Here is an 18,933-nt window from a genome sequence, read left to right on the forward strand (position 1 = left end):
CACCATGGTCGGCTACGCCCGGGCTCGTTACCTTGGGACGGTCAGAACAGCCGTCCCTGGCAGCCTCGTTGAACAGAGCGCGGAGCGGGCCGGCCTGTTCTTGCCGGAGCCGGTTCGTCGCCGAAGAGAGGAGCCGTACCGCACGCGTCCAGCTCGGCCGGGATCCGTTCGTCCACCTCCGGGCGCGGCGGCGCGTCACGGTCGAAGTCGTCCGGAGTCATGCACACCCAGTCGCGGCCACCTTGCTCACTCACTCGTCATCGCCCCCCTCTCCCCCGGGCCCGCTCCCGGACGGCTTACCGGCATCAAGCGCTGCCCACCCGTGATCAGTTCCACCATCGGGGCATCTCTGAACACCCGGAGTCCGGGCGGCATACGAGTGACGCCCTCTCAGGTCCACCAAGGCGCGCCCGGACGCCCGCGCCGACCCTCCTCCCCCCTTGCGGCCGGTGCTCCGCGGGCCGACGGTACCGCCCCGCGGTCATCCATCCGCCGGCCAGCACGGGCAACACGACGACGGTCGGGCGAAAGGACCGGCACCCCCAGCCTCGCAACACTTTCCTGGTCGACTCGCTCAAGGAACGGGGCTGCTCCGGTGCCCTCCCGGAGCGTTGAGCGGCCCTGCCCCGACGAGCCGGGGCCGGTTGTCCAGCCCTCGCATGCCACCTCGACCGCAGCGGTAGGAAAGGCATCCGCAGAGCGCCTCATGGGACGTGACCTACGCTGCTTCGGCGTTGTCCAGCTGCAGTGCCGCGCGCAGCCAGTCGTCCGCGGAGCCCGGGGTCGGCTGCGGGCGGCTGCCCGGCGGAGTCAGGACGATGGCGGCGAGCTCCCAGTACTGGTTCAGGCGCGGCTCGGCCGAGAGACGGTCGGCCAGCAGGCGACGGAAATCCTGGGTGTCGCGGCTGCGATAAGCGCTCGCGTATGCCGCAACGTAGGCGTCCAGGGCCTCGCCCGGACGCGGGTCGTGTGCCCGGCGCAGGTGTGAGGCCGCGAGGTCGAATGCTTCGGCGAGGCCCGCGTACAGCAGGGCGGCGCCGCCGGCCCCTGCTACTCGGTGCACCTCCGGTTGGGGCTGCCGACCGTCCGGGCAGGACGCCGTCGTCATCGCGTGGAGCCCGGCGAAGGCGAGTACCTGGGACGGATGCGGTTCGTCGGGCGGCTGTGGGACGGCCGCCTCCAGGAATGCCGCGGTTGCCTGGGGCGGCATCCGTGGGGGCAGCCAGGTGCGCCAGAATCTGGCCAGTGGTGCGGTGCTCGGCGGGGTGCCCAGCGCGCTGAGCACCCTCAGCCGACCGGCGCGCTGAGCCGGCGGGCAGTCCCGCACCAGTTGGAGTGCCGCTTCCCGCCAGCGCAGGGCCTTCAGCTCACTGCCGAGCTCGCGCAGGCGGCTGTCGACGGCGTTCTCCAGTGCACGGTCGGCTGCGTCCTCGTCCTCGAGGATGCGGCGGATCCCGGGCAGGGGCAGGTCGAAGGAGCGCAGGGAGCGGATCAACTGCAGTCGCTCCAGTGACTGGTGGCCGTAGCGGCGGTGTCCGCCAGTGCTGCGGGCGGCTTCGGGGAGCAGGCCTTGATCGGAGTAGAAGCGGACGGTTTTCACGGTGACACCGGCGCGCTCGGCGAGCTCCCCGATGCTCCACAACAGCTCATGCGGAGTGGACAGTTGAACCTCCCTTAAGGGGAGTTCCTACGGTACCGGTGCGCGGCACGGCAGACGCCGTGGCCTGCGGACGATGGCGTACGCGACCGGCGTTGCGTCATGTGACGAGTCCGGGGAGGGCTTTGTGCAGGTGTTCATCATGGTGGCGGGTGTGTTCACCGGGGTCCATGTCTGGCAGGAGACGGCCGCGCGGTTGGTCGCGGCGGGCAGCGCGGTGCACGCGGTCCCGCTGACGGGCCTCGACCCGTCCCGGCCCGCCGCGCCGGAGCGCGTCGGTCTGGAGACGCACATCGAGGACGTGATCGCGGCGATCGACGCAGTGGACGTGACGTCCGGGCGGGAGATTGTGCTCGTCGGTCACGACTACGGGATCCACCCGGTGCTCGGCGCCGCTGATCGACGGGCGGAGCGCATCGCACGCGTCGTGTACCTGGACTGCGGGATGCCGCAGAACGGTGTTCCGGCGCTGGCCGCCGTACCGGACCAGGCTCTGCGCGCGCAGCTGGCCGAACGCGCCGAGGCGGGCGAGCGCGAGGGCGTGCTGGCGCCACCGGCCCGTGACGAGTGGGAGGCCTGGGGCAGCACCGCCGATGTCGGCGAGGAGGCCCTGGAGCGGCTGACCGCCCTGGCAGCGCCTCAGCCGCTGGGTACCTTGCTTCAGCCGCTGCGGCTGACCGGAGCGGTGGCCGCGGTTCCCGTCACCGGCGTGCTGTGCGCCCGGAACGGCGCCAGTATTGACCTGGTGCAGAGGCTCGTCGACTTCGGCGACCCTGCGCTGGCCGTCCTGACCGAACCTCAGGCTACTTTCTTCGAACTCCCCTCCGGTCACTGGCCGATGCTGTCCTGCCCCGCCGCACTGGCGGACGTCCTGCTGCGGGCCGCGGCCGGTGAGGGGCACCGCCTGCGGCCGGCCGGCGACGATGCGCCGACGCCTGCCCACCTGCGCCCGTTCCCCATGGACGTCCCCGAGCTGCCGCGCGACCGCCAGGGTCATGTCGATCTGTACGTCCCCGACGGCGAGGGCCCGCGACCGGCCGTGGTCTTCGTGCACGGCGGACCGGTACCCGCCGGAGCGCGGCCGCGCCCGCGTGAGTGGCCGACCCTGGTGGGCTATGCCCGCCTGGCCGCCGCCGAGGGCCTGGTCGGCGCGACTCTCGACCACCGCCTCCACGACATCGCGGACTACGAACGCGCCGCCGCGGACATCGCCGCCGGGGTGGAACTGGTGCGGGCCGACCCTCGGGTGGACGCCGACCGGATCGCCTTGTGGTTCTTCTCCGGCGGCGGCCTGCTCACCGCGGACTGGCTGACACAGCCCCCCGCCTGGCTGCGCTGCCTGGCTGCCTCCTACCCCGTCCTGGCCCCCCTTCCCGCCTGGGGGATGGCCGGCAGCCGCTTCCACCCCGTCATGGCGGTCGATCAGGCCGGGGCCCTGCCCATCGTCCTCCTCCGGGCCGGGCGTGAGTCACCCGGGATCGCCGCCACCGTCGATGCGTTCGTGACCGCGGCCGAAGACTGCGCAGCGCGACTCGAAGTGGTCGATGTGCCCAACGGCCACCATGGGTTCGAAACCCTCGACGCACCGGAGGAGACGCTCCCGGCACTGCACCATGCGATGAGCTCGGTGGTCACCCACCTGACCAGGTGACTCCCCCCGACCACAGCAAGGCGCCCGCTCACCGTCCGCCTCCGGTGAAGGTCTTCGTTCCGGGGATGGTGCCGCCCCTGGTGCAGCGAACCGTGGGATGGCCGAGTGTCGGGGGGATCCTGCCCGGCCGCCTTCCGATCCGCGAAAGGGCAACGCGATCAGCAGCAGGGTGTCGACGAAAGGGCTGCGTAGGCGGCCATCCGGCGACAGTCGGCTTCCCCGCCACTCCCGACGGCGGACTCGGGAGCCACGGAGCGATGGCTCAGGGGTGCCGGCAGGGCGGCGCGAAGGGGGGCGGCGGCTCTGGCTGCGGTGTTCCCCCGCAACCATGGTGGCGCTAACTCCACCTCTTTCAGGGGGTGGACGCCATTATGCCGCCGGAGACGGATCTGGATACTGGGCCCCATGACTGAATCAACGGTGCTTCCGGTGGACCCGCCGATGCAAGGAGAAGGACAGAAACAGAGGGGAAGCGATTTCTCTGAATTGTCTCGGCGCATAGCCGAGGCCGGGCTTCTCCGGCGCCGTCCGTTGTATTACACGGTTCGTTTCGGACTGGTCGCCCTCGCTCTCGCGGGGTGCGTCGGCGCGTTTCTCGCGCTGGGGGACAGCTGGGGCCAGATGTTCGTGGCCGTCGCCCTGGCCGTGGTCTTCGGCCAGCTCGGACTGGCCGCCCACGACCTCGCCCACCAACAGGTGTTTTCCCGCCGACGGGCCAGCGAGGCAGGCGGACTGCTGGTCGCCGATCTGTTGCTGGGCATGAGCTACGGGTGGTGGATGAACAAGCACACCCGGCATCACGCGAATCCCAATCACGAGGGAAAGGACCCGGACGTCTCGCCGGACATTCTCGTGTGGTCGCACCGACAGGCGCACAAGGCCAGGGGCTTGCCACGTTTCGTCGGAAGGCACCAGGCCGCGCTCTTCTTCCCGCTGCTCACCCTCGAGGGTTTGAATCTGAGCTTCAGCAGCCTCCGGGCTCTGAAGGGTCCATCGGTGAAAAGGCCCGCACTTGAGGGCACGCTACTTGTAGCGCATTTTGTCATCTATTTTGGCGGCCTGTTCACGCTGCTCTCTCCCGCCAAGGCGCTTCTTTTCCTCGCTGTCCACCAAGGCCTGTTCGGCGTCTACCTCGGTTCGGTGTTCGCCCCCAACCACAAGGGGATGCCGATGATCGAAGAGGGGACCCGGCTGGACTTCCTGCGCCGGCAGGTCCTCACCTCGCGCAACGTCCGGGGCGGCGCACTGGTCGACGTCTTCATGGGCGGGCTCAACCACCAGATCGAGCACCACCTCTTCCCCAGCATGCCGACACCTGCACTCGCCAGGGCGCAGGTCATCACTGAGCGGTACTGCGCGGAGCTGGGCATCCCGTACCACCGGACCGGGCTGATCGCCTCGCACCGGGAGGCGCTGCGCCACCTCAGGAGTGTCGGCGAGCCGCTGCGCACCCCGGCGGGCTGACCCGGCGGACGACCCGACCACGACCAGACGGCCTCAGGACGAGGGGTGGCGGTGTGGAGTCAGTGGTGCACGAAGACGAGGCCGCCCGGTGGCCGGCGTCAGCGGCGGGGACCTGGACCTGGTCGGGACCTGGTTGCCCAGCCTGCGGCAGCCGGCTCGACCTTGGCCTTGACGTCGGCGAGCTGTTTGGACAGGATCTGCGGCGGCTTCCGGTGACCGGTCGGCGGCCCGCGCCTGTTCGCCTGCGCCGAGGTGAACGAACCGCTCGGGCGGGCTGCTACGCCCACTGGCATGGGGTGACAGTGCTACTTGTCGGCCGTACCGGGTTCCCTGCTGATGGACTCCTGGTAGGCGTCCGCATAGGTGCGTGAGTCCTTGACCAGGTCGTCGCAGAACGCGGCGATGTCGCTGCCGATGAGTTCTGACACCCCCTTGCCCGCGGTGACGCCTTCCTCGAAGAAGTCAACGATCCCGGGGAGCAGGGGTCCGTCAGGAAGGTCGATCGGTCCGACCTTGAACAGGTACTTCTGCATCTCCTTGTAGACGATCTGGTAGTCCGGCGGGAGCGCCTTGACCCGAGCCATGTGCGCCCGCCACTGCTTTTTGCCCTCGATGATGTCCTGGATGCCCACGTCAGCCTCCCAGCCGGCTCAATTTCCTTGCGACGTTCCTGTTCAACTGCTCGCGCCATCGGTCGCGATGAGTCCGGGCCCCTGCTCCGCCGGCCAGCGCCGTGCAGAAGCCCTGGATGTCGTCGCCGAGCACCTCGTGGACGCTCTGCCCGTCCGCTGCCGACACTTCGAGCAGCCCCATGGCGGAGTCGAGGATCGGTGTCAGGTTGCGGCCGGTGAAGTCCCCGTAGGGGAAGAGGTGGGCGACGATCTGGTCCCACGCCTCCCGGTAGTCGTCCGGCAGAGCCTCGGCCCGGGCTTCGAACGCCTTCCAATCCCTGGTGATATCGCTGCCTGTGACGGTCTCCCAGAAGTTCATCTCCCGCCCTCCTTGAGCCTGTCGATGCGTGATGAGACGTACTGCCATTTGGCCCAGAACTTCGCGAGTTCCTCGCGTCCGGCGTCGTTGAGCGCGTAGAACTTGCGCGGCGGACCGACCCCGGACGGGCGTTTCGTCACCTGGACGAGTTTGTTCCTCTCCAGCCGCAGCAGGATGGTGTACACCGTCCCCTCGACGACGTCGGCGAAGCCGAGCTCGTTCAGCTGGCGGGTGATGGCATACCCGTAGGTTTCCTCGCTGCCGATGATTTCGAGCACGCACCCTTCGAGCGTGCCCTTCAGCATCTCCGTCAGGTCGTCCATCGCGAGCCCTCCGCACCCTCAACGGTACTGCGTAGTACCGAGTACCGCTATACGGTATCACCGAGTAGTGGAGGATGTCGGCGCGACGGTCTTGCCTTCTGCGGACTCGGGGCTTCCCCTACCGCGCTTCCACGACGAACGGACCAACGTACCGACCACTTCGCGGATGAGACCTAGAGCATGTCTCCTTGGCCGTAGGGACGTTGATCTTGTGAGTTCGGCCCCTGTGAGTAGGAGCGCCCCATGATTCGTCCCATCCACTGCGCTATCGCGCTGGCTGGCTCAGCTGTCCTGATCGTTGGAGGTGCCGCGGTGGCAACTGCGGCTGACACGCCTGGATCCTTCGGTCCGGCGGGTGCTGCCGGGTACGGGGGTGCTTTCGGTCCGGCGGGAGCCGCCGCGTACTGACCTTCCTCACGGCAGGCGTAGAGCGCCTACTTTCGTCGACTCCAGATCAGGATGGCGGCGAGGTGGAGTGCGGCCTGGTAGGCGATGGCGAGCTTGTCAGTTCGCATGGCCAGGCCGCGCCACTGCTTGAACCGGTTGATGCATCGCTCGACCGCGTTGCGTTGCTTGTATACCTCGGCGTCGAAGGCGGGCGGGCGCCCGCCCGTGCGGCCTCGCCGCAACCGGTGAGCAACCTGGTCTGACGGCTGAGGAATGACAGCGCGGATCCCACGGCGGCGCAGATGCTTCCGGATGGCGCGGGATGAATACGCGCGGTCCGCCAGGACGGCCTCCGGACGAGTCCTCGGTCTCCCGGAACCGCTACGCGGAACCCGGATGGCTGCCATGACGACTGGAAAGCCGGCGCGTCACCCGCCTGGCCTGCTGTGACGCGGAGGGCCAGAGGCCGTGCAAGGCTGTCGCTGGCGAGATGGACCTTTGCGCTGAGGCCGCCGCGGGATCGTCCCAGCGCATGGTCGTCAGGTTCGGCCCGGTCCGGCGCCCCCTTTTCCTGGCGCCAGCCGCGTGCTGGTGGGCGCGGCAGACGGTGGAGTCCACCGACACGGTCCAGCCGATGTCCTCGGCATCGTCGGCTGCGGCCAGGAGCGCAGCCAAGATGCGTTCCCAGGTGCCGTCCACGGCCCACCTGATCAGTCGCTTGTGAGCGGTCTGAAACGGACCCAGTTCGTCCGGTAGGTCCCGCCAGGGCGAGCAGGTGCGGTACTTCCACGCGATGGCCTCAAGGGTGCGGCGATGGTCGGCCCACCGCCGACCGCGGACCGGATCGGCTGGCATCAGCGGCTCGATCCGGTCCCACATCGCATCAGTGATCACTAAACGGACAGACACATCCGGTCAACCGACCAACCGATCAAAGGGACACGCTCTAGTACCGGAAGCTGTAGTACGCGGTCCAGTTGTAGGTGGCGGCCCCGGGGCCGATCAGAGCCCTGGAGCCGGAGCATCCGAACTCGGTGTACACGGTGAGCCATTCCCCTGTGTTGTTGTGGGGCTTGAAAGCGACTGTGTTACCACCGAAGTTGCTGCACGTGCCACTCGGCGGGTTTCTCCAGGTCCACTGAGTGCCCTGGTCTCCCTGCCAGGTCAGAGTGCCGGTGGCGGCTTGGGCGTTGGTGGACAAGCCGACAACCAGCATGGCCGAGGCCGCCACGGGCGCGGTGACCGAGCAGGCCTTTTTGACCCACTTCTTGAAAGTCATAAGAATCCTCAGTTCGCACGGTTCCCCAACCGGGGATCGGCGGCAAGAAGATCACAGAGCTCCAGTTCGTAGGGGTCACTTCGCCGAGACGACCACCCAATCGGCTCAATAGGCGCCGGCATTGGCTACGACTCCGACCCCAGTTGGCGGCGCCGGCCTGGCACCGGGGCCCGTCGCGCTGGAACCCGTGCAGGGTGTTCACCCACACGCGATCACGGCCAACGGCTGGCCCCGCCCGCCGCAAGCCAGGTGGTCTTGCTGGTCAGCCCGCTGCTGGAGCAGCCGATCAAGCAGTGGCGCGGCCTGGCCACACGGACGGACAAACTCGGCATCGCCCACCAGGCCGCACTCCACCTCGCGGGCATCCTCATCTGGACCCGACGTTGACCAAAGAGACAGAACCTAGACCGCATCGTGGATGACAAGCTTGAACTCGGCGAGGGTCAACAGACGCGGGACGGCGTCGTTGTGCGTGACACGGAGCGCAACCGGGGTGCCCGGGACAACGAAGATGCCATGGTTCTTGACGTAGTACTGGCCGCCGGGCGTCGGCGTGCGGTGCTCGGTCGCCGTGGTGTCGTTGGGGTTGGGCGTCAGGCCCAGCGGGTCACGGACGTACTGGTCGCGCAGCTCGGTGTAGCCGCCCGCGCCGCTGGCGGACTCCCACTGGATCATCGCGTGCAGATGGCCCCAGCCGGCTTTGGACGGCCAGATCAGGCCGCTACGGTCGTCTGTCGCCCAGTCACTCACCACGTAGCCGTCCGGCTGGACGGCCTGGTGCATCTCGAATCGATCCGTCGATTCCGCCGCTCCGAAGGGGAACCGGACCACCTTGTACGCGGTACCCGGCGATATCAGCTGAGGTGTATCGACCTTGAGAGAGCAGACCTGTAATCCGGCCGCAACGCCACCATCCGTAGCCATAGTTCAGCATTGCCCACGATCGGCCGACGACATGCCCGCGCCGATGCAGCCCGACCTGCGCCGCGCCCATTCCCGATGCGCCTGTGTGGGGTTCTCGGCGGCTGTGTGCGCCACGATTCCCTCCGGTCCCTCGACTGGCCTGGTGCGGGGGCTGAGCGGGAGGGCTGGGCCGACCGCGCCGGACGGTGTCGGCACCCTTGCGCATCGCGTGGTGAACACCGGGCGGCCCGTTCCGAGGTCGGGCAGACCTCGGAACCGGCCACGCGACAGGGGAGAGCCGCCCGGGTGGCGGCACGGCCGACTCCGAAGGCTTGATCAGCCCGCCTCGCGCCACCACGCGGGAGACACGCTGAGGCTCCAGACCTCACCCGCCTGCCCCTGGGCCTCTTCGTCCGCGCGGACGAAGACCCTCACGCCGGACTCGGGCACCCGGTAGCGGTGAATGTCCCCGGCCGTGCCGTCCTCGTCCGGTTCGGGCTCGACCGAGCAGCCGAGCCCGGCGATCGCGGCGGCCAGGTCCTCGAAGCGCGGCGAGGGCGCGAAGTCGCCGTACGCGCCGCGCAGGGCCGCCGGAACGGACGACTCGGTGTCCCACCGCAGACGGTGCACCCGCACGCTTACCCCGAAGCATGCCAGGCGCCGCCCTCCTCCTGGAACGACAGCTCCACGAGCCCGTAGTCCCGGCGCAGCAGGCTCCCGTCCTCGGTGTCGAGGCAGTCGGCGCCGAGCGTGGTCTCCCACTCGGCCGGCTGCGCGCCGATGCCCACGCCCAACACGTCGCCACGGGCGGCGACGTGGGCGTAGAAGTCCAGGTCCGACATCTACATCTTCTCCATCGCCTCGATCAGGGCCCGCAGTTCGGCTGTGCGGTCGTTGCTGAAGCGCCACTGCGGGTTGCGACTGGAGGCCGACCGAATGGGGGCACTGATCGTTTCAGATTGAGGACGGCATGGGCGGCGGAGACGGATGAGGCTGGAGGCCAGTTCGAGCAGACCGTGGACGTCCGGGGCCTAACGCAGGGCGGCGGCAACGAGGCCTTCGAGGGCCTCGCGCGGTACCTCGCCGCCACTCACCAGGCGGTCGAAGACCAGTCCATCGATGCAGGTCAGCATGGTGTGAGTGCGATTCTCTACGTCCGTCACGCCGTGCGTGGCGAGAAACAGGCGGACGGCCTCGCGGCCGGCGTTCTCCCGGGGTACGAGGATCTCGCGCAGCTCACGGTCACGCACGCTCTCGACGGTGCAGGCGTAGCGGGCGAGCGAGCGGCGGCGACCCTCACCGGTGAGGCGCTGTCGGGTGAGCAGCACCATGCCGTCCACCAGTTCCTCGACGGTGCGCAGGGGTGGAAGTTCCTCGGCCATCGTTTGCAGTTCCACCTGGTCGAGTTGGACCAGGCGTGTGACGAGTCCGGTGAGCAACGCGGCTCGGGTGCGGAAGTAGGCCGACGTGGTGCCAGGCGGCATGGTCGCTTTGCGGTCGACTGCACGGTGGGTCAGGCCTCGGACCCCTTCGTCGGCGAGTACGTCGAGAGCCGCGTCCGCGAGGAGGGTGCGCCGATCCGAAGCCATGAATCCTTTCTACACCTGTAGAGCCTCGGATAAGGTCACCTTCTACAGATGTAGAAGGTGGGGCTTTGTCATGGTCAACACGGCAGTAGTGGTCGGAGGGGGCATCGGCGGGCTGGCCGCCGCGATCGGACTGCGCCGCATCGGATGGGAAGTAACGGTTGTCGAGCGCGCATCCATGCTCGAGGACGCGGGGGCGGGCATCTCACTGGCCGCCAACGGTCTGCGGGCACTCGACGAACTCGGCGTCGGCGAGGCGGTACGGGATGCCTCGCGGGGCCAGTACAGCGGCGGTACTCGTACGCCACAGGGTGCTTGGCTGGCCCGGATGGACGGCTCGGCGCTGGAGAAGGCGGTGGGCACGCCGATCATGGGCATTCCCCGCTCCACCTTGCACGTGCTGCTTCGCGACTCCCTGCCCGCCGAGGCCCTGCTGATCGGCTCGGAGGCGGACTCGGTCGAGCAACCCAGCCCCGGGGCGATTCGAGTCGACTGCGGCGACACGGTCCTGGACGCCGATCTGGTGGTGGCGGCGGACGGCATCGGGAGCAAAGTGCGCAGCCATCTCTTCCCGGCCCACCCCGGCCCGGTCTACAGCGGCTCGACGGTGCTGCGCGCCATCACCGAGCAGGCGGTCGACCTGCGCACCGACTTCGAGCTGACCTGGGGGCAGGGGGCCGAGTTCGGGCACATCGCCTTCCACGACGGACGGGCCGAGTGGCATGCCGTCCTCAACGTCCCCGCCGGGACGCGGGTCGCCGACCCACTGGACGAACTGCGCAGACGGTTCCGCACCTGGCACGGCCCGATCCCCGCCCTGCTCGACGCGACCCGACCCGCGGCCGTACTGCACCACGACGTCAACGAACTCCGCTCACCACTCCCCTCGTACACGGTCGGCCGGATCGCGCTGCTCGGCGACGCGGCACATGCGATGACCCCCAACCTCGGGCAGGGGGCCTGCCAGGCGCTGGAGGACGCGGTCACCCTGGCCGCCGTGCTCGCCACCGAGTCCACCGTTGAGGCCGCGCTCGCCCGCTACGACGCCGAGCGCCGACCGCGGACCCAGGCCGTCGCGCGGGCCGCCCGGCAGACCGGGCGGATGGGCCAGCAGCTCTCCCACCCACTGGCCGTCGCCCTGCGGAACACAGCGATGCGGCTGACGCCCTCCCGCGCCACAACGCGCATGATCCTTCGGCACCACACCTGGGTGCCACCACAGCTGAATTGACTCGCCGCCCGCAACGACCGGCCGGTCAGCAGACCCGATCCACTCCAGGGCACACCTGGGACAGTCAACCGCGCGACACCGGACGGCGACACGCCGATGCTCCTGCCGGCCGAAAGATTCGGACTCGCCGAGGCGATCTGCGCCTACACGGTGGGGCCGGCCCCGGTGAACCATCTCGACGACACCGGCCGGGTCCGGGAGGGAGCACTGGCGGATCCGGTGGTCCTGGACCGCGATCCGTTCGACGGGCCGGCATTCGACGCACAGGAGATCGCGGGGACGCAGGTACGTACGTGGGGACGCAGGTACGTACGCGGGGACGCAGGTACGTACGCGGGGACGCAGGTACGTACGCGGGGACGCAGGTACGTACGTGGGGACGCAGGTACGTACGTGGGGACGCAGGTACGTACGTGGGGGCGCGCGAGTATACGCAGCTCATGAGGCTTGAGCAGTAACCCAGATCACGGCTGGGCCACGGTGTAGATCATTTAGGCTCTGGGCAGCCTCGTAGCGCTTCTCAGTTCAACTTTCGGTCTGCGAAGTCCAGTTCGAGTGTGAGGGCGGTCTCGACGGCTGCCTGTTTGCAGGGCCGGGGGACTCTGCGGTCCGTCTCCCGAAAGGAAGTGCATGGCTCAGGACGTCACGTTCGACCTCCCCTTCGGCGCCCCCGTCAGCAGACGTCTGGAGTAGACCCAGGAGCGCCGTCCGTCGAAGGGCAGTGGGCGACCACCGCTGTTCGGCGAGGCCGTCGCGGAAGTACAGAAGATTCCCGGACACGACCGGCCAACAACCGCGGCTGATCGAATCCGTTGCCAGGACCACAGCTTGAAGGGAAGCCGGTGTGAAATCTCGAGTCATAGGTGCTGGTCCGAAGGCGTCCGCCGACAGCGTGCTCCCGGCGCAGCCTGGCGCCCAGCTTCAGCCCGGCGAGGCGGGGAACGCCCTGGCCCGTCTCTTGGGGAAACGCGTCAATGGGTGCACGGAGCAGTACCGAAGTTCCCAGAACGCAGCTCGGCAGCGGCTCGACGCACTCGGATCCCCCCACTCCAGCACCACGCTGCATGTGGAGGGAGCCTTCCCTCTGGCGCAGCGCGCGTTCCTCCCGCCCGATGAGGAGGGCCATGCCAGGTTGAGGCAGCTCGACACCAGCCTGCGCATGATCGAAACAGCCTTCCCGCAAGTCAGCACCGATATCGAGGTCTGCCGGCTGACCAGCAGGATGCTGGAAGAAGCCTGGAGGAGCCGGGCACTCACCCCGCCGCGCGAGGAGGAACAAGCCACCGACTGCGCCTGCCGGCTGTGCCGTCGGTTGCCCACGCCCCCCGCACGCACGCTGGATGACTACCGTTGGCGGCAGAGCGCCGGTCGTCCCCTCACGGTGAAGACCTGGCCGTACCGCCGGGAACTCGACAGCGTTCTGACCGGTGGATGGTCCTGGACCCGGCAGATGAACGACCTTGAACGCGACCTCGGCCACCGCCACCGCTTCGAAGACGACATCCTCGTCTTCCACGAATACAAACGCGTGATCGACACCATAGACACCACGCGCCTCACCCAACTCGTCGAAGGCCGCTTGGCCGAGAGCTTCAGCACCAACAGCGCACGGGCCCTGGTCTGCGGACTCTTCGCTGCCCATAAGCGATCCGTTGACGAGTACTGGCTCCAACAGCACGACGCGGGCAGCGTCGTACTCCCCCAGACCAACCCACTCGGCCAGAGCACCTACGCACTCCTGCAGATGCTGGACTGCCTGTTCTGGCACGTCTCACCCGACACCGAGCTCTGGCAGGAAGAGCACCTCGCCTCCCTGCTGCTGTGCCGCGTCATCGACGACATGGCCGACGTACGAGTCGATGCCCTCACCGGCGAGATCAGCAACTTCTGGCTCGCCGACATGCCCACCCACACCAAGGCCCTCTACGCTGCCTGCGCCATCGCCCTCGTGAAGTACGGCTGCATGCCAGAGGCACATGCCCCGATGTGGAACACCTGGCTGATGAACACCACCATCGTCTGGATGGGGCTCACGGGGCGCCACGCCCTGTGGTTCGACGGCATCACCCAGGGCCTCCCCCCGGCCCAGGAGTGCCCGCTCTGCGACCTGCAGCCCAACGCATGCACCGGCCTCCTCACCCACGGCACCACCCTCACCCTCGCCCCGCGGCCCACCGCGCCAGCGCTGAGCACCCGGTCTGCCGAGCTGTCCGCACGCTGCCGAGCCCAATACCCCCAGGCCTGGTCCCTCTTCGACGCCGAGCTCCATGCCTTCGAAGCACTGCACGGCCCCTGGTACGGCAACATCGACAGCACATGGGAGATCCTGCGCCGCACCTACATCGCCGCCGTGGAGGCGTCCAGCGCAGCACCATCCCAGGCCCGCGCTCGTCATGTCCAACAAGACGCCGGCGCAGTCGGATCTGAAAAGTTTCACACCCTGCACGACCCTCAAACCGGGAGGGAAGACACCGCACTGCTCGCCTATATGTTCGGCTGCGCCCACCCGCACTTCCTCTGGAACGCCACGGGATACCGTCCCACGGACCTCGCAGGCGACTGGCTCGACGGCTGACACCTCTCCCGTGCCAGAAGCCCAGTAGATGGTGGTGGGGCCGTCCTCACCATCGACCTCGGACCGGCCCTCCGAGATGCCGCCGGCCACGCCGGCGCGGATGGCGAAGCCGCGCCGGCGCATCGAGCACGACTGTCCTGTGCAACGCCGGCTGAGGCGGGCGGATTCGTGGTCGCGTCGCCCGAGGCACCGGGCCCACCGCACAGGCCGCCCTGCCAACCACCGGCCACGGCAGGAAGTTGCCCCCGCCCAGGCCTCCGTCTCTGCCCCGGCACTCGAAAGCGGGACCCCGGCGGCCGGAACGCGGCGGCATGCCTCAGGGAAGGGGCATTCACCCTATGGATGCCCCGCTATCTGGGATTCGGATCGTTCGAAGGATGGCGAAGCGGACTCCGGACCACCCATAGTCGTCCCACCCCGCACGCGCCGCTGTCCGGACCAGCCGCCGACGTGCGGCTGTCCGCAGCATGCCGTGCCCACCAGCGCCCGCACCGCGGTCGCCCGTTGAAGGCATGCCCTCTCCCGTACACCGTCCCCTGGAGTCGACATGCCCGGTTCCGTTCCGCCGCCGTATCCTGCCACGGCCGACTCCGCCCCCGCGCCCATGGCCGTCTCGGGTCCGGCCCATCTGCTGCGTGTGACCCTGCTGATGGCAGGCAGCTGTCTGCCGATCCTGGGCGCGGTGCTGATCGCCCCGGTACTGCCCAAGATGCAGGACCACTTCGAGTCGGTGCCGGGGGCCAAGGCGCTGGTGCCTCTCGCACTCACCGTGCCGGCGCTGGCGCTGGCGCTGCTGGCCCCGTTCGCCGGCGTGATCGTGGACCGGCTGGGCCGCAAACGGCTGCTGATCGCGGCGACCCTGCTGTACGCCGTGTTCGGCACCGCCCCGCTGTGGCTTGATTCCCTGGGCGCCATCATCGCCAGCCGTGCCCTCGTCGGTGTCACCGAGGCCGCGATCATGACCTGCTGCACCACGCTGATCGGGGACTACTACTCCGGTCGGCAGCGGGTCAAGTACCTCGCCCTGCAGACCATGTGCGCCTCCGCATCGGCCACCGTCTTCTTCGTGGTCGGCGGTGCGGCCGGATCCGCGGGGTGGCGGATGCCGTTCTGGGTGTACGCCGTGAGCCTGGCACTCGCCCCGCTGATGGCCATGGCATTGCCCAGCCCGGCAGGCCGCGCGACCACCGGCAAGGCCCCGGTCGCGGGGACGGCGGGCCGCAGGCCTTTCCCCTGGCGGCAGTTGAGGGGCATCTGCGCCCTCACCTTCTTCGGAGCGATGGTCTTCTACACCGTCCCGGTCGAGATGTCGTACCTCCTCGACGACCTCGGGGTGCAGAACTCCGGCGTCATCGGTCTGGCCACGGCGATCGCCAGCGCCGCCACCGTGGGCGGCGCGATCGTCTTCGCTCGGCTGAAGCGCTCCCCCGAGCCTGCGCTGCCCGCCGTTCTCGCGGTCTGCGCGGTCGGCTTCGGGGTGATGTTCCTCGCGGGCAGCGCGCCGCTGCTGGTCATCGGGGCGGTGATCAACTGTGTCGGCACGGGCATGCTGCTGCCCGCCCTGCTGACGAGCGCCATGTCCCGCCTGGCCTTCGAGGACCGCGGTCGCGGTACAGGGCTGTGGACGGCGGCCTTCTTCGGCGGTGAGTTCGTGTGCCCGCTGGTACTGCTCGCCGGGGAGTCGGCGATGGGGAGCCTCGCGGGTGCGGTGGGCGTGCTGGGGGTCGTCACGGCTCTGGTCGCGGGCGGGCTGCCGGCGGTCCGGCGGCGGGCAGGGGCCGTCGACAAGCGGCCGCTGCCAGAGCCGTCGGCTTGACGGCTGCTGAAGGGCCGCGTCCCTTCAGGGCGTTGCCGGACCGGTTCACACAGCCGGTCCGGCATCGCCGTTCTCCTTGCCGTTTCCGTTCGCCGTCAGCGTCGCGCCCACCTCCGCCGCCTTCTGGCGCAGCCAGATGTGGGCCGCGTCCTGGGCGTGGACCGGGTGCCACCACAGCGCCTCCCGGACCGGCACCGCCTCGAAGGGGCAGGGCAGGACGCGCACCGCGGCCGAGCGGACCGCTCTGCGGGCCAGGCGCTCCTGGATCATGGAGACCCGGCGGGTGCCCTCGACCATGTGGGGCAGGAGCTGGAAGGTCTGCACGGAGACCTCCACCCTCGGGCTGATGCCGATCATGCTGAGCTGGCGGGCCACCGGGGCGTCGTAGGGGCGCTGGTAGACCGCCCAGGGCAGGTGCGACAGATGCTCGAGGGTGATTTCGTCGCCGACGTCAGGGTTGTCGTCGGCGACCACGCACAGCCAGCGGTCCCGGTGGAGGTCGACGGCCGGGAAGCCGTCGATGATGCCGTGCGGCATCATCAGCCCGTCCACGGTGCTGAGCACGGTGGCCGCGTTCTCCGCAACCGAGGGCGCGGGGTGCTGGAAGGTGAGCCGGATGCCGGGCGCCTCCTGGTGCAGGGTGCGGGCGAGCGCGGCGCCGAAGACGGCCGCGCCGTAGTCGGAGGCGAGCAGGGTGAACTCGCGGCTCTCGGCGGCCGGATCGAAGTCCGCCTGGCTGGAGAAGACCCGTTCCAGCAGGTCGCACGCGGTCGCGCTGCGGTCCCTCAGGGCGACTCCGAGCGGCGTCAGCTCATAGGCGTTGCCGGTGCGGGCGAGCAATTCGTCGTCGAAATGGCGGCGCAGCCGGGACAGCGCCGCGCTCATCGCGGGCTGGCTCAGTCCGACGCGCTCGCCGGCCCGGGTGACGTTGCGTTCCTCCAGCAGCGCGCGCAGGGCGAGGACCAGATTGAGGTCGAGTCGGGACAGGTTCACCGGGCACCACCTGGAGAAGTCAGAGCCATCTGTGACGTAGATACGGCACATTCACAGGATTGATTTCCCTGATCTGCCGTTCGAGGCCACAGTAGACCGCAACCCCGCAGGAGGACATCTGATGGCAACGCTCACGCAACCTGCCGGCACGTTCGCGCTCGGCACGTTCTCCGCTCCGGAGGAGGAGCCCTTCCCCGGCCTTCTGGCCGAGGGACGGGTACTCGACCTGAGCAGAGCCCTGGACTGGACGCCGTCCGGCGTGCGTGCCGTGGTGGAGCGTTGGGAGGGGACGCTTCCCGTGCTGCGCTCCCTGGCGGACGACGACAGCCTCGGCTGGCAGCCGCTGGAGGGCCTGCGGGTGCACGCCCCGCTGGAGCCCCGCCAGATCTTCCAGTCCGGCGCCAACTACCGGCAGCACGTGATCGACCTCGAGGTCGCCCACCGCTCCGCCGACGACCCGCGCACCGTCGAGGAGGCCCGCGCGGAGATCGCCGCGATCATGGACCGGCGGGCCGCCGAGGACCTGCCGTACGTGTTCATCGGCCTGCCCAGCACCATCGCGGGTCCGTACGACGACGTCGTCCTGCCCGCCTGGGCCGAGAAGCCCGACTGGGAACTGGAGCTGGCGGCGGTCATCGCCAAGCCCGCGTACCGGGTCTGCGCCGAGGAGGCGCTGGAGTACGTCGCCGGGTACACCATCGCCAACGACCTCACCGACCGCGCCACCGTCTTCCGCCGGGACATGCCCGCCATCGGCACCGACTGGCTGCGCTGCAAGAACGCGCCCGGCTTCACCCCGCTCGGCCCCTGGCTCGTGCCGGCCGAGTCGATCACCGACCCCGGTGACCTGCGGGTCACGCTGAAGCTGAACGGCGAGACCATGCAGGACGAGTCCACCGAGGACATGCTCTTCGGCATCGCACGGCTGGTGTCGTACATCTCCCAGACCTCCCGGCTCCTGCCGGGCGACCTGGTGCTGACCGGCAGCCCGGCCGGCAACGGCATCCACTGGGGCCGACTGCTGCGCGACGGCGACGTCATGGAGGGCTCCATCACCGGCCTGGGCGTACAGCGCACGCGTTGCGTGGAGCAGGCGTCATGAGCCTGGACCGGACCGACCCGGAGGGCGCCATCGCCGAGGCCGCCAAGGCCTGCTCCAACTGGGGGCGTTGGGGCGAGGACGACGTACTCGGCACCCTCAACTTCCTCGACGAGGCCAAACGCCGCGAGGGCGCCGCGCTGGTCCGCCGTGGGGTCAGCTTCTCCCTGTCGCAGCGGTTCGACATGAACGGCCCGCAGAAGGGCTGGCGTCGGCGGACGAACCCCGTGCACACCATGCTGGACACGGGGACGGACGCGGCGCTGGGCAACCAGGGCTTCCCGCACGGCATCGGCGGCGCCGACGACGTGGTCGCGATGCCACTGCAGTGCTCCACCCAGTGGGACGGGCTCGGGCACATCTTCGACCACGGCATCGCCTGGAACGGCAGGGCGGCCGAGAGGGTCGTCACCTCCGACGGCGACCTGGTCACCGGAATCGAGCACATGGCCCCGTACGTGGCCGGGCGCGGGGTGCTGCTGGACGTAGCCCGGATCTTCGGTGCCGACGACGGTGCACCGGAGCTGCCGGACGGTTTCGCGATCACCGCGGAGCATCTGACCGCGACCGCCGGGGCCCACGGTGTGAGCGTGGGACGCGGCGACATCGTCCTCGTCCGCACCGGACACCTCGCCCGCGCCCGGCGCGACGGCTGGGGCGACTACGCGGGCGGCCCCGCGCCCGGGCTGTCCTTCACCACCGCCGGCTGGCTGCACGGCACCGAGATCGCCGCGATCGCCACCGACACCTGGGGCTTCGAGGTACGGCCCAACGAGTTCGACGACGCCTTCCAGCCGCTGCACCAAGTCGTCATCCCCAACATGGGCCTGCTGATCGGCGAGATGTGGGACCTCGACGCGCTCGCCGAGGACTGCGCGGCCGAGGGCGTCTACGAGTTCTGGCTCACCGCCGCGCCGCTGCCGATCACGGGAGCCGTCGGCTCACCGGTGAACCCGATCGCGGTCAAGTAGCCGCCCGG

At 69.3% G+C, this 18,933-nt stretch carries 17 protein-coding genes and 3 pseudogenes; 9 read left to right on the forward strand and 11 right to left on the reverse strand.

Annotation, left to right across the window (positions count from 1 at the left end; all coding sequences use genetic code 11):
- Nucleotides 1-718: 718 nt before the first annotated feature.
- Complete coding sequence (locus tag G3I77_RS37920) at nucleotides 719-1,663, reverse strand: MerR family transcriptional regulator (protein WP_248511445.1); 945 nt, start codon at nucleotides 1,661-1,663, stop codon at nucleotides 719-721.
- A 121-nt stretch (nucleotides 1,664-1,784) separates the two neighbouring features.
- Between G3I77_RS37920 and G3I77_RS37925 the strand changes: the two genes are divergently transcribed.
- Both G3I77_RS37925 and G3I77_RS37930 read left to right on the forward strand, forming a co-directional pair.
- Nucleotides 1,785-3,308: an alpha/beta hydrolase gene (locus G3I77_RS37925; RefSeq protein WP_248511377.1), complete on the forward strand. Its 1,524-nt coding sequence runs from the start codon at nucleotides 1,785-1,787 to the stop codon at nucleotides 3,306-3,308.
- A 405-nt stretch (nucleotides 3,309-3,713) separates the two neighbouring features.
- On the forward strand, nucleotides 3,714-4,772 hold the full coding sequence (locus G3I77_RS37930; protein WP_248511378.1) for an acyl-CoA desaturase: 1,059 nt from the start codon (nucleotides 3,714-3,716) through the stop codon (nucleotides 4,770-4,772).
- Between the two features lie 305 nt (nucleotides 4,773-5,077).
- On the opposite strand, the gene G3I77_RS37935 is transcribed toward G3I77_RS37930, so the two are convergent.
- From G3I77_RS37935 to G3I77_RS37955, 5 genes and pseudogenes are all read right to left on the reverse strand, one after another.
- Entirely contained in the window at nucleotides 5,078-5,404 is a 327-nt protein-coding gene (locus G3I77_RS37935; protein WP_248511379.1) for a DUF1048 domain-containing protein, read from the reverse strand.
- Between the two features lies 1 nt (nucleotide 5,405).
- Entirely contained in the window at nucleotides 5,406-5,762 is a 357-nt protein-coding gene (locus tag G3I77_RS37940) for a DUF1048 domain-containing protein (protein ID WP_248511385.1), read from the reverse strand.
- Nucleotides 5,759-6,085: a PadR family transcriptional regulator gene (locus G3I77_RS37945; RefSeq protein ID WP_248511387.1), complete on the reverse strand. Its 327-nt coding sequence runs from the start codon at nucleotides 6,083-6,085 to the stop codon at nucleotides 5,759-5,761. Before G3I77_RS37945 ends, G3I77_RS37940 begins: the two co-directional genes overlap by 4 nt.
- A 434-nt stretch (nucleotides 6,086-6,519) precedes the next feature.
- Nucleotides 6,520-7,351: pseudogene (locus tag G3I77_RS37950) on the reverse strand (IS5 family transposase).
- 67 nt (nucleotides 7,352-7,418) lie between these two features.
- Nucleotides 7,419-7,751: a hypothetical protein gene (locus G3I77_RS37955; RefSeq protein WP_248511388.1), complete on the reverse strand. Its 333-nt coding sequence runs from the start codon at nucleotides 7,749-7,751 to the stop codon at nucleotides 7,419-7,421.
- Between the two features lie 285 nt (nucleotides 7,752-8,036).
- Between G3I77_RS37955 and G3I77_RS40780 the strand changes: the two are divergent.
- A pseudogene (locus G3I77_RS40780) lies at nucleotides 8,037-8,138 on the forward strand (IS5/IS1182 family transposase); the annotation flags it as partial.
- A gap of 15 nt (nucleotides 8,139-8,153) precedes the next feature.
- Here the strand turns inward: G3I77_RS40780 and G3I77_RS37960 are convergent.
- The 4 genes from G3I77_RS37960 to G3I77_RS37975 form a co-directional block, all read right to left on the reverse strand.
- The gene (locus G3I77_RS37960; protein ID WP_248511389.1) at nucleotides 8,154-8,675 is read right to left on the reverse strand and encodes a hypothetical protein; all 522 of its coding nucleotides are present in this window, start codon (nucleotides 8,673-8,675) and stop codon (nucleotides 8,154-8,156) included.
- A gap of 315 nt (nucleotides 8,676-8,990) precedes the next feature.
- The gene (locus tag G3I77_RS37965; RefSeq protein ID WP_248511390.1) at nucleotides 8,991-9,290 is read right to left on the reverse strand and encodes a hypothetical protein; all 300 of its coding nucleotides are present in this window, start codon (nucleotides 9,288-9,290) and stop codon (nucleotides 8,991-8,993) included.
- A gap of 2 nt (nucleotides 9,291-9,292) precedes the next feature.
- Nucleotides 9,293-9,496 (reverse strand): hypothetical protein, encoded by a 204-nt coding sequence (locus G3I77_RS37970; RefSeq protein WP_248511391.1) that lies wholly within the window; start codon nucleotides 9,494-9,496, stop codon nucleotides 9,293-9,295.
- 189 nt (nucleotides 9,497-9,685) lie between these two features.
- Nucleotides 9,686-10,243 (reverse strand): TetR/AcrR family transcriptional regulator, encoded by a 558-nt coding sequence (locus tag G3I77_RS37975; RefSeq protein WP_248511394.1) that lies wholly within the window; start codon nucleotides 10,241-10,243, stop codon nucleotides 9,686-9,688.
- A gap of 70 nt (nucleotides 10,244-10,313) precedes the next feature.
- On the opposite strand from G3I77_RS37975, the gene G3I77_RS37980 reads away from it, so the two are divergent.
- From G3I77_RS37980 to G3I77_RS37995, 4 genes and pseudogenes are all read left to right on the forward strand, one after another.
- Complete coding sequence (locus tag G3I77_RS37980) at nucleotides 10,314-11,471, forward strand: FAD-dependent monooxygenase (RefSeq protein ID WP_248511402.1); 1,158 nt, start codon at nucleotides 10,314-10,316, stop codon at nucleotides 11,469-11,471.
- Between the two features lie 21 nt (nucleotides 11,472-11,492).
- Nucleotides 11,493-11,915: pseudogene (locus G3I77_RS41010) on the forward strand (amidohydrolase family protein); the annotation flags it as partial.
- A 688-nt stretch (nucleotides 11,916-12,603) separates the two neighbouring features.
- Nucleotides 12,604-14,046, forward strand: a complete 1,443-nt coding sequence (locus tag G3I77_RS37990; protein WP_248511404.1) for a hypothetical protein — start codon at nucleotides 12,604-12,606, stop codon at nucleotides 14,044-14,046.
- 547 nt (nucleotides 14,047-14,593) lie between these two features.
- Nucleotides 14,594-15,862, forward strand: coding sequence for an MFS transporter (locus tag G3I77_RS37995; protein ID WP_248511406.1), 1,269 nt, complete (start codon nucleotides 14,594-14,596; stop codon nucleotides 15,860-15,862).
- A gap of 45 nt (nucleotides 15,863-15,907) precedes the next feature.
- Here the strand turns inward: G3I77_RS37995 and G3I77_RS38000 are convergent, their stop codons facing one another.
- Entirely contained in the window at nucleotides 15,908-16,855 is a 948-nt protein-coding gene (locus tag G3I77_RS38000; protein WP_248511407.1) for a LysR family transcriptional regulator, read from the reverse strand.
- A 121-nt stretch (nucleotides 16,856-16,976) separates the two neighbouring features.
- Here G3I77_RS38000 and G3I77_RS38005 point away from each other — a divergent pair, with 121 nt between their 5' ends.
- Together G3I77_RS38005 and G3I77_RS38010 are read left to right on the forward strand one after the other, a co-directional pair.
- Nucleotides 16,977-17,957: a fumarylacetoacetate hydrolase family protein gene (locus G3I77_RS38005; protein ID WP_248511409.1), complete on the forward strand. Its 981-nt coding sequence runs from the start codon at nucleotides 16,977-16,979 to the stop codon at nucleotides 17,955-17,957.
- Nucleotides 17,954-18,925 carry a cyclase family protein gene (locus G3I77_RS38010; RefSeq protein WP_248511411.1) on the forward strand — a complete coding sequence of 324 codons (972 nt, stop codon included), beginning with the start codon at nucleotides 17,954-17,956 and terminating at the stop codon, nucleotides 18,923-18,925. Before G3I77_RS38005 ends, G3I77_RS38010 begins: the two co-directional genes overlap by 4 nt.
- Nucleotides 18,926-18,933: the final 8 nt, after the last annotated feature.

The organism is Streptomyces sp. D2-8 (assembly GCF_023184515.1).
In the GTDB taxonomy this organism is placed as follows: domain Bacteria; phylum Actinomycetota; class Actinomycetes; order Streptomycetales; family Streptomycetaceae; genus Streptomyces.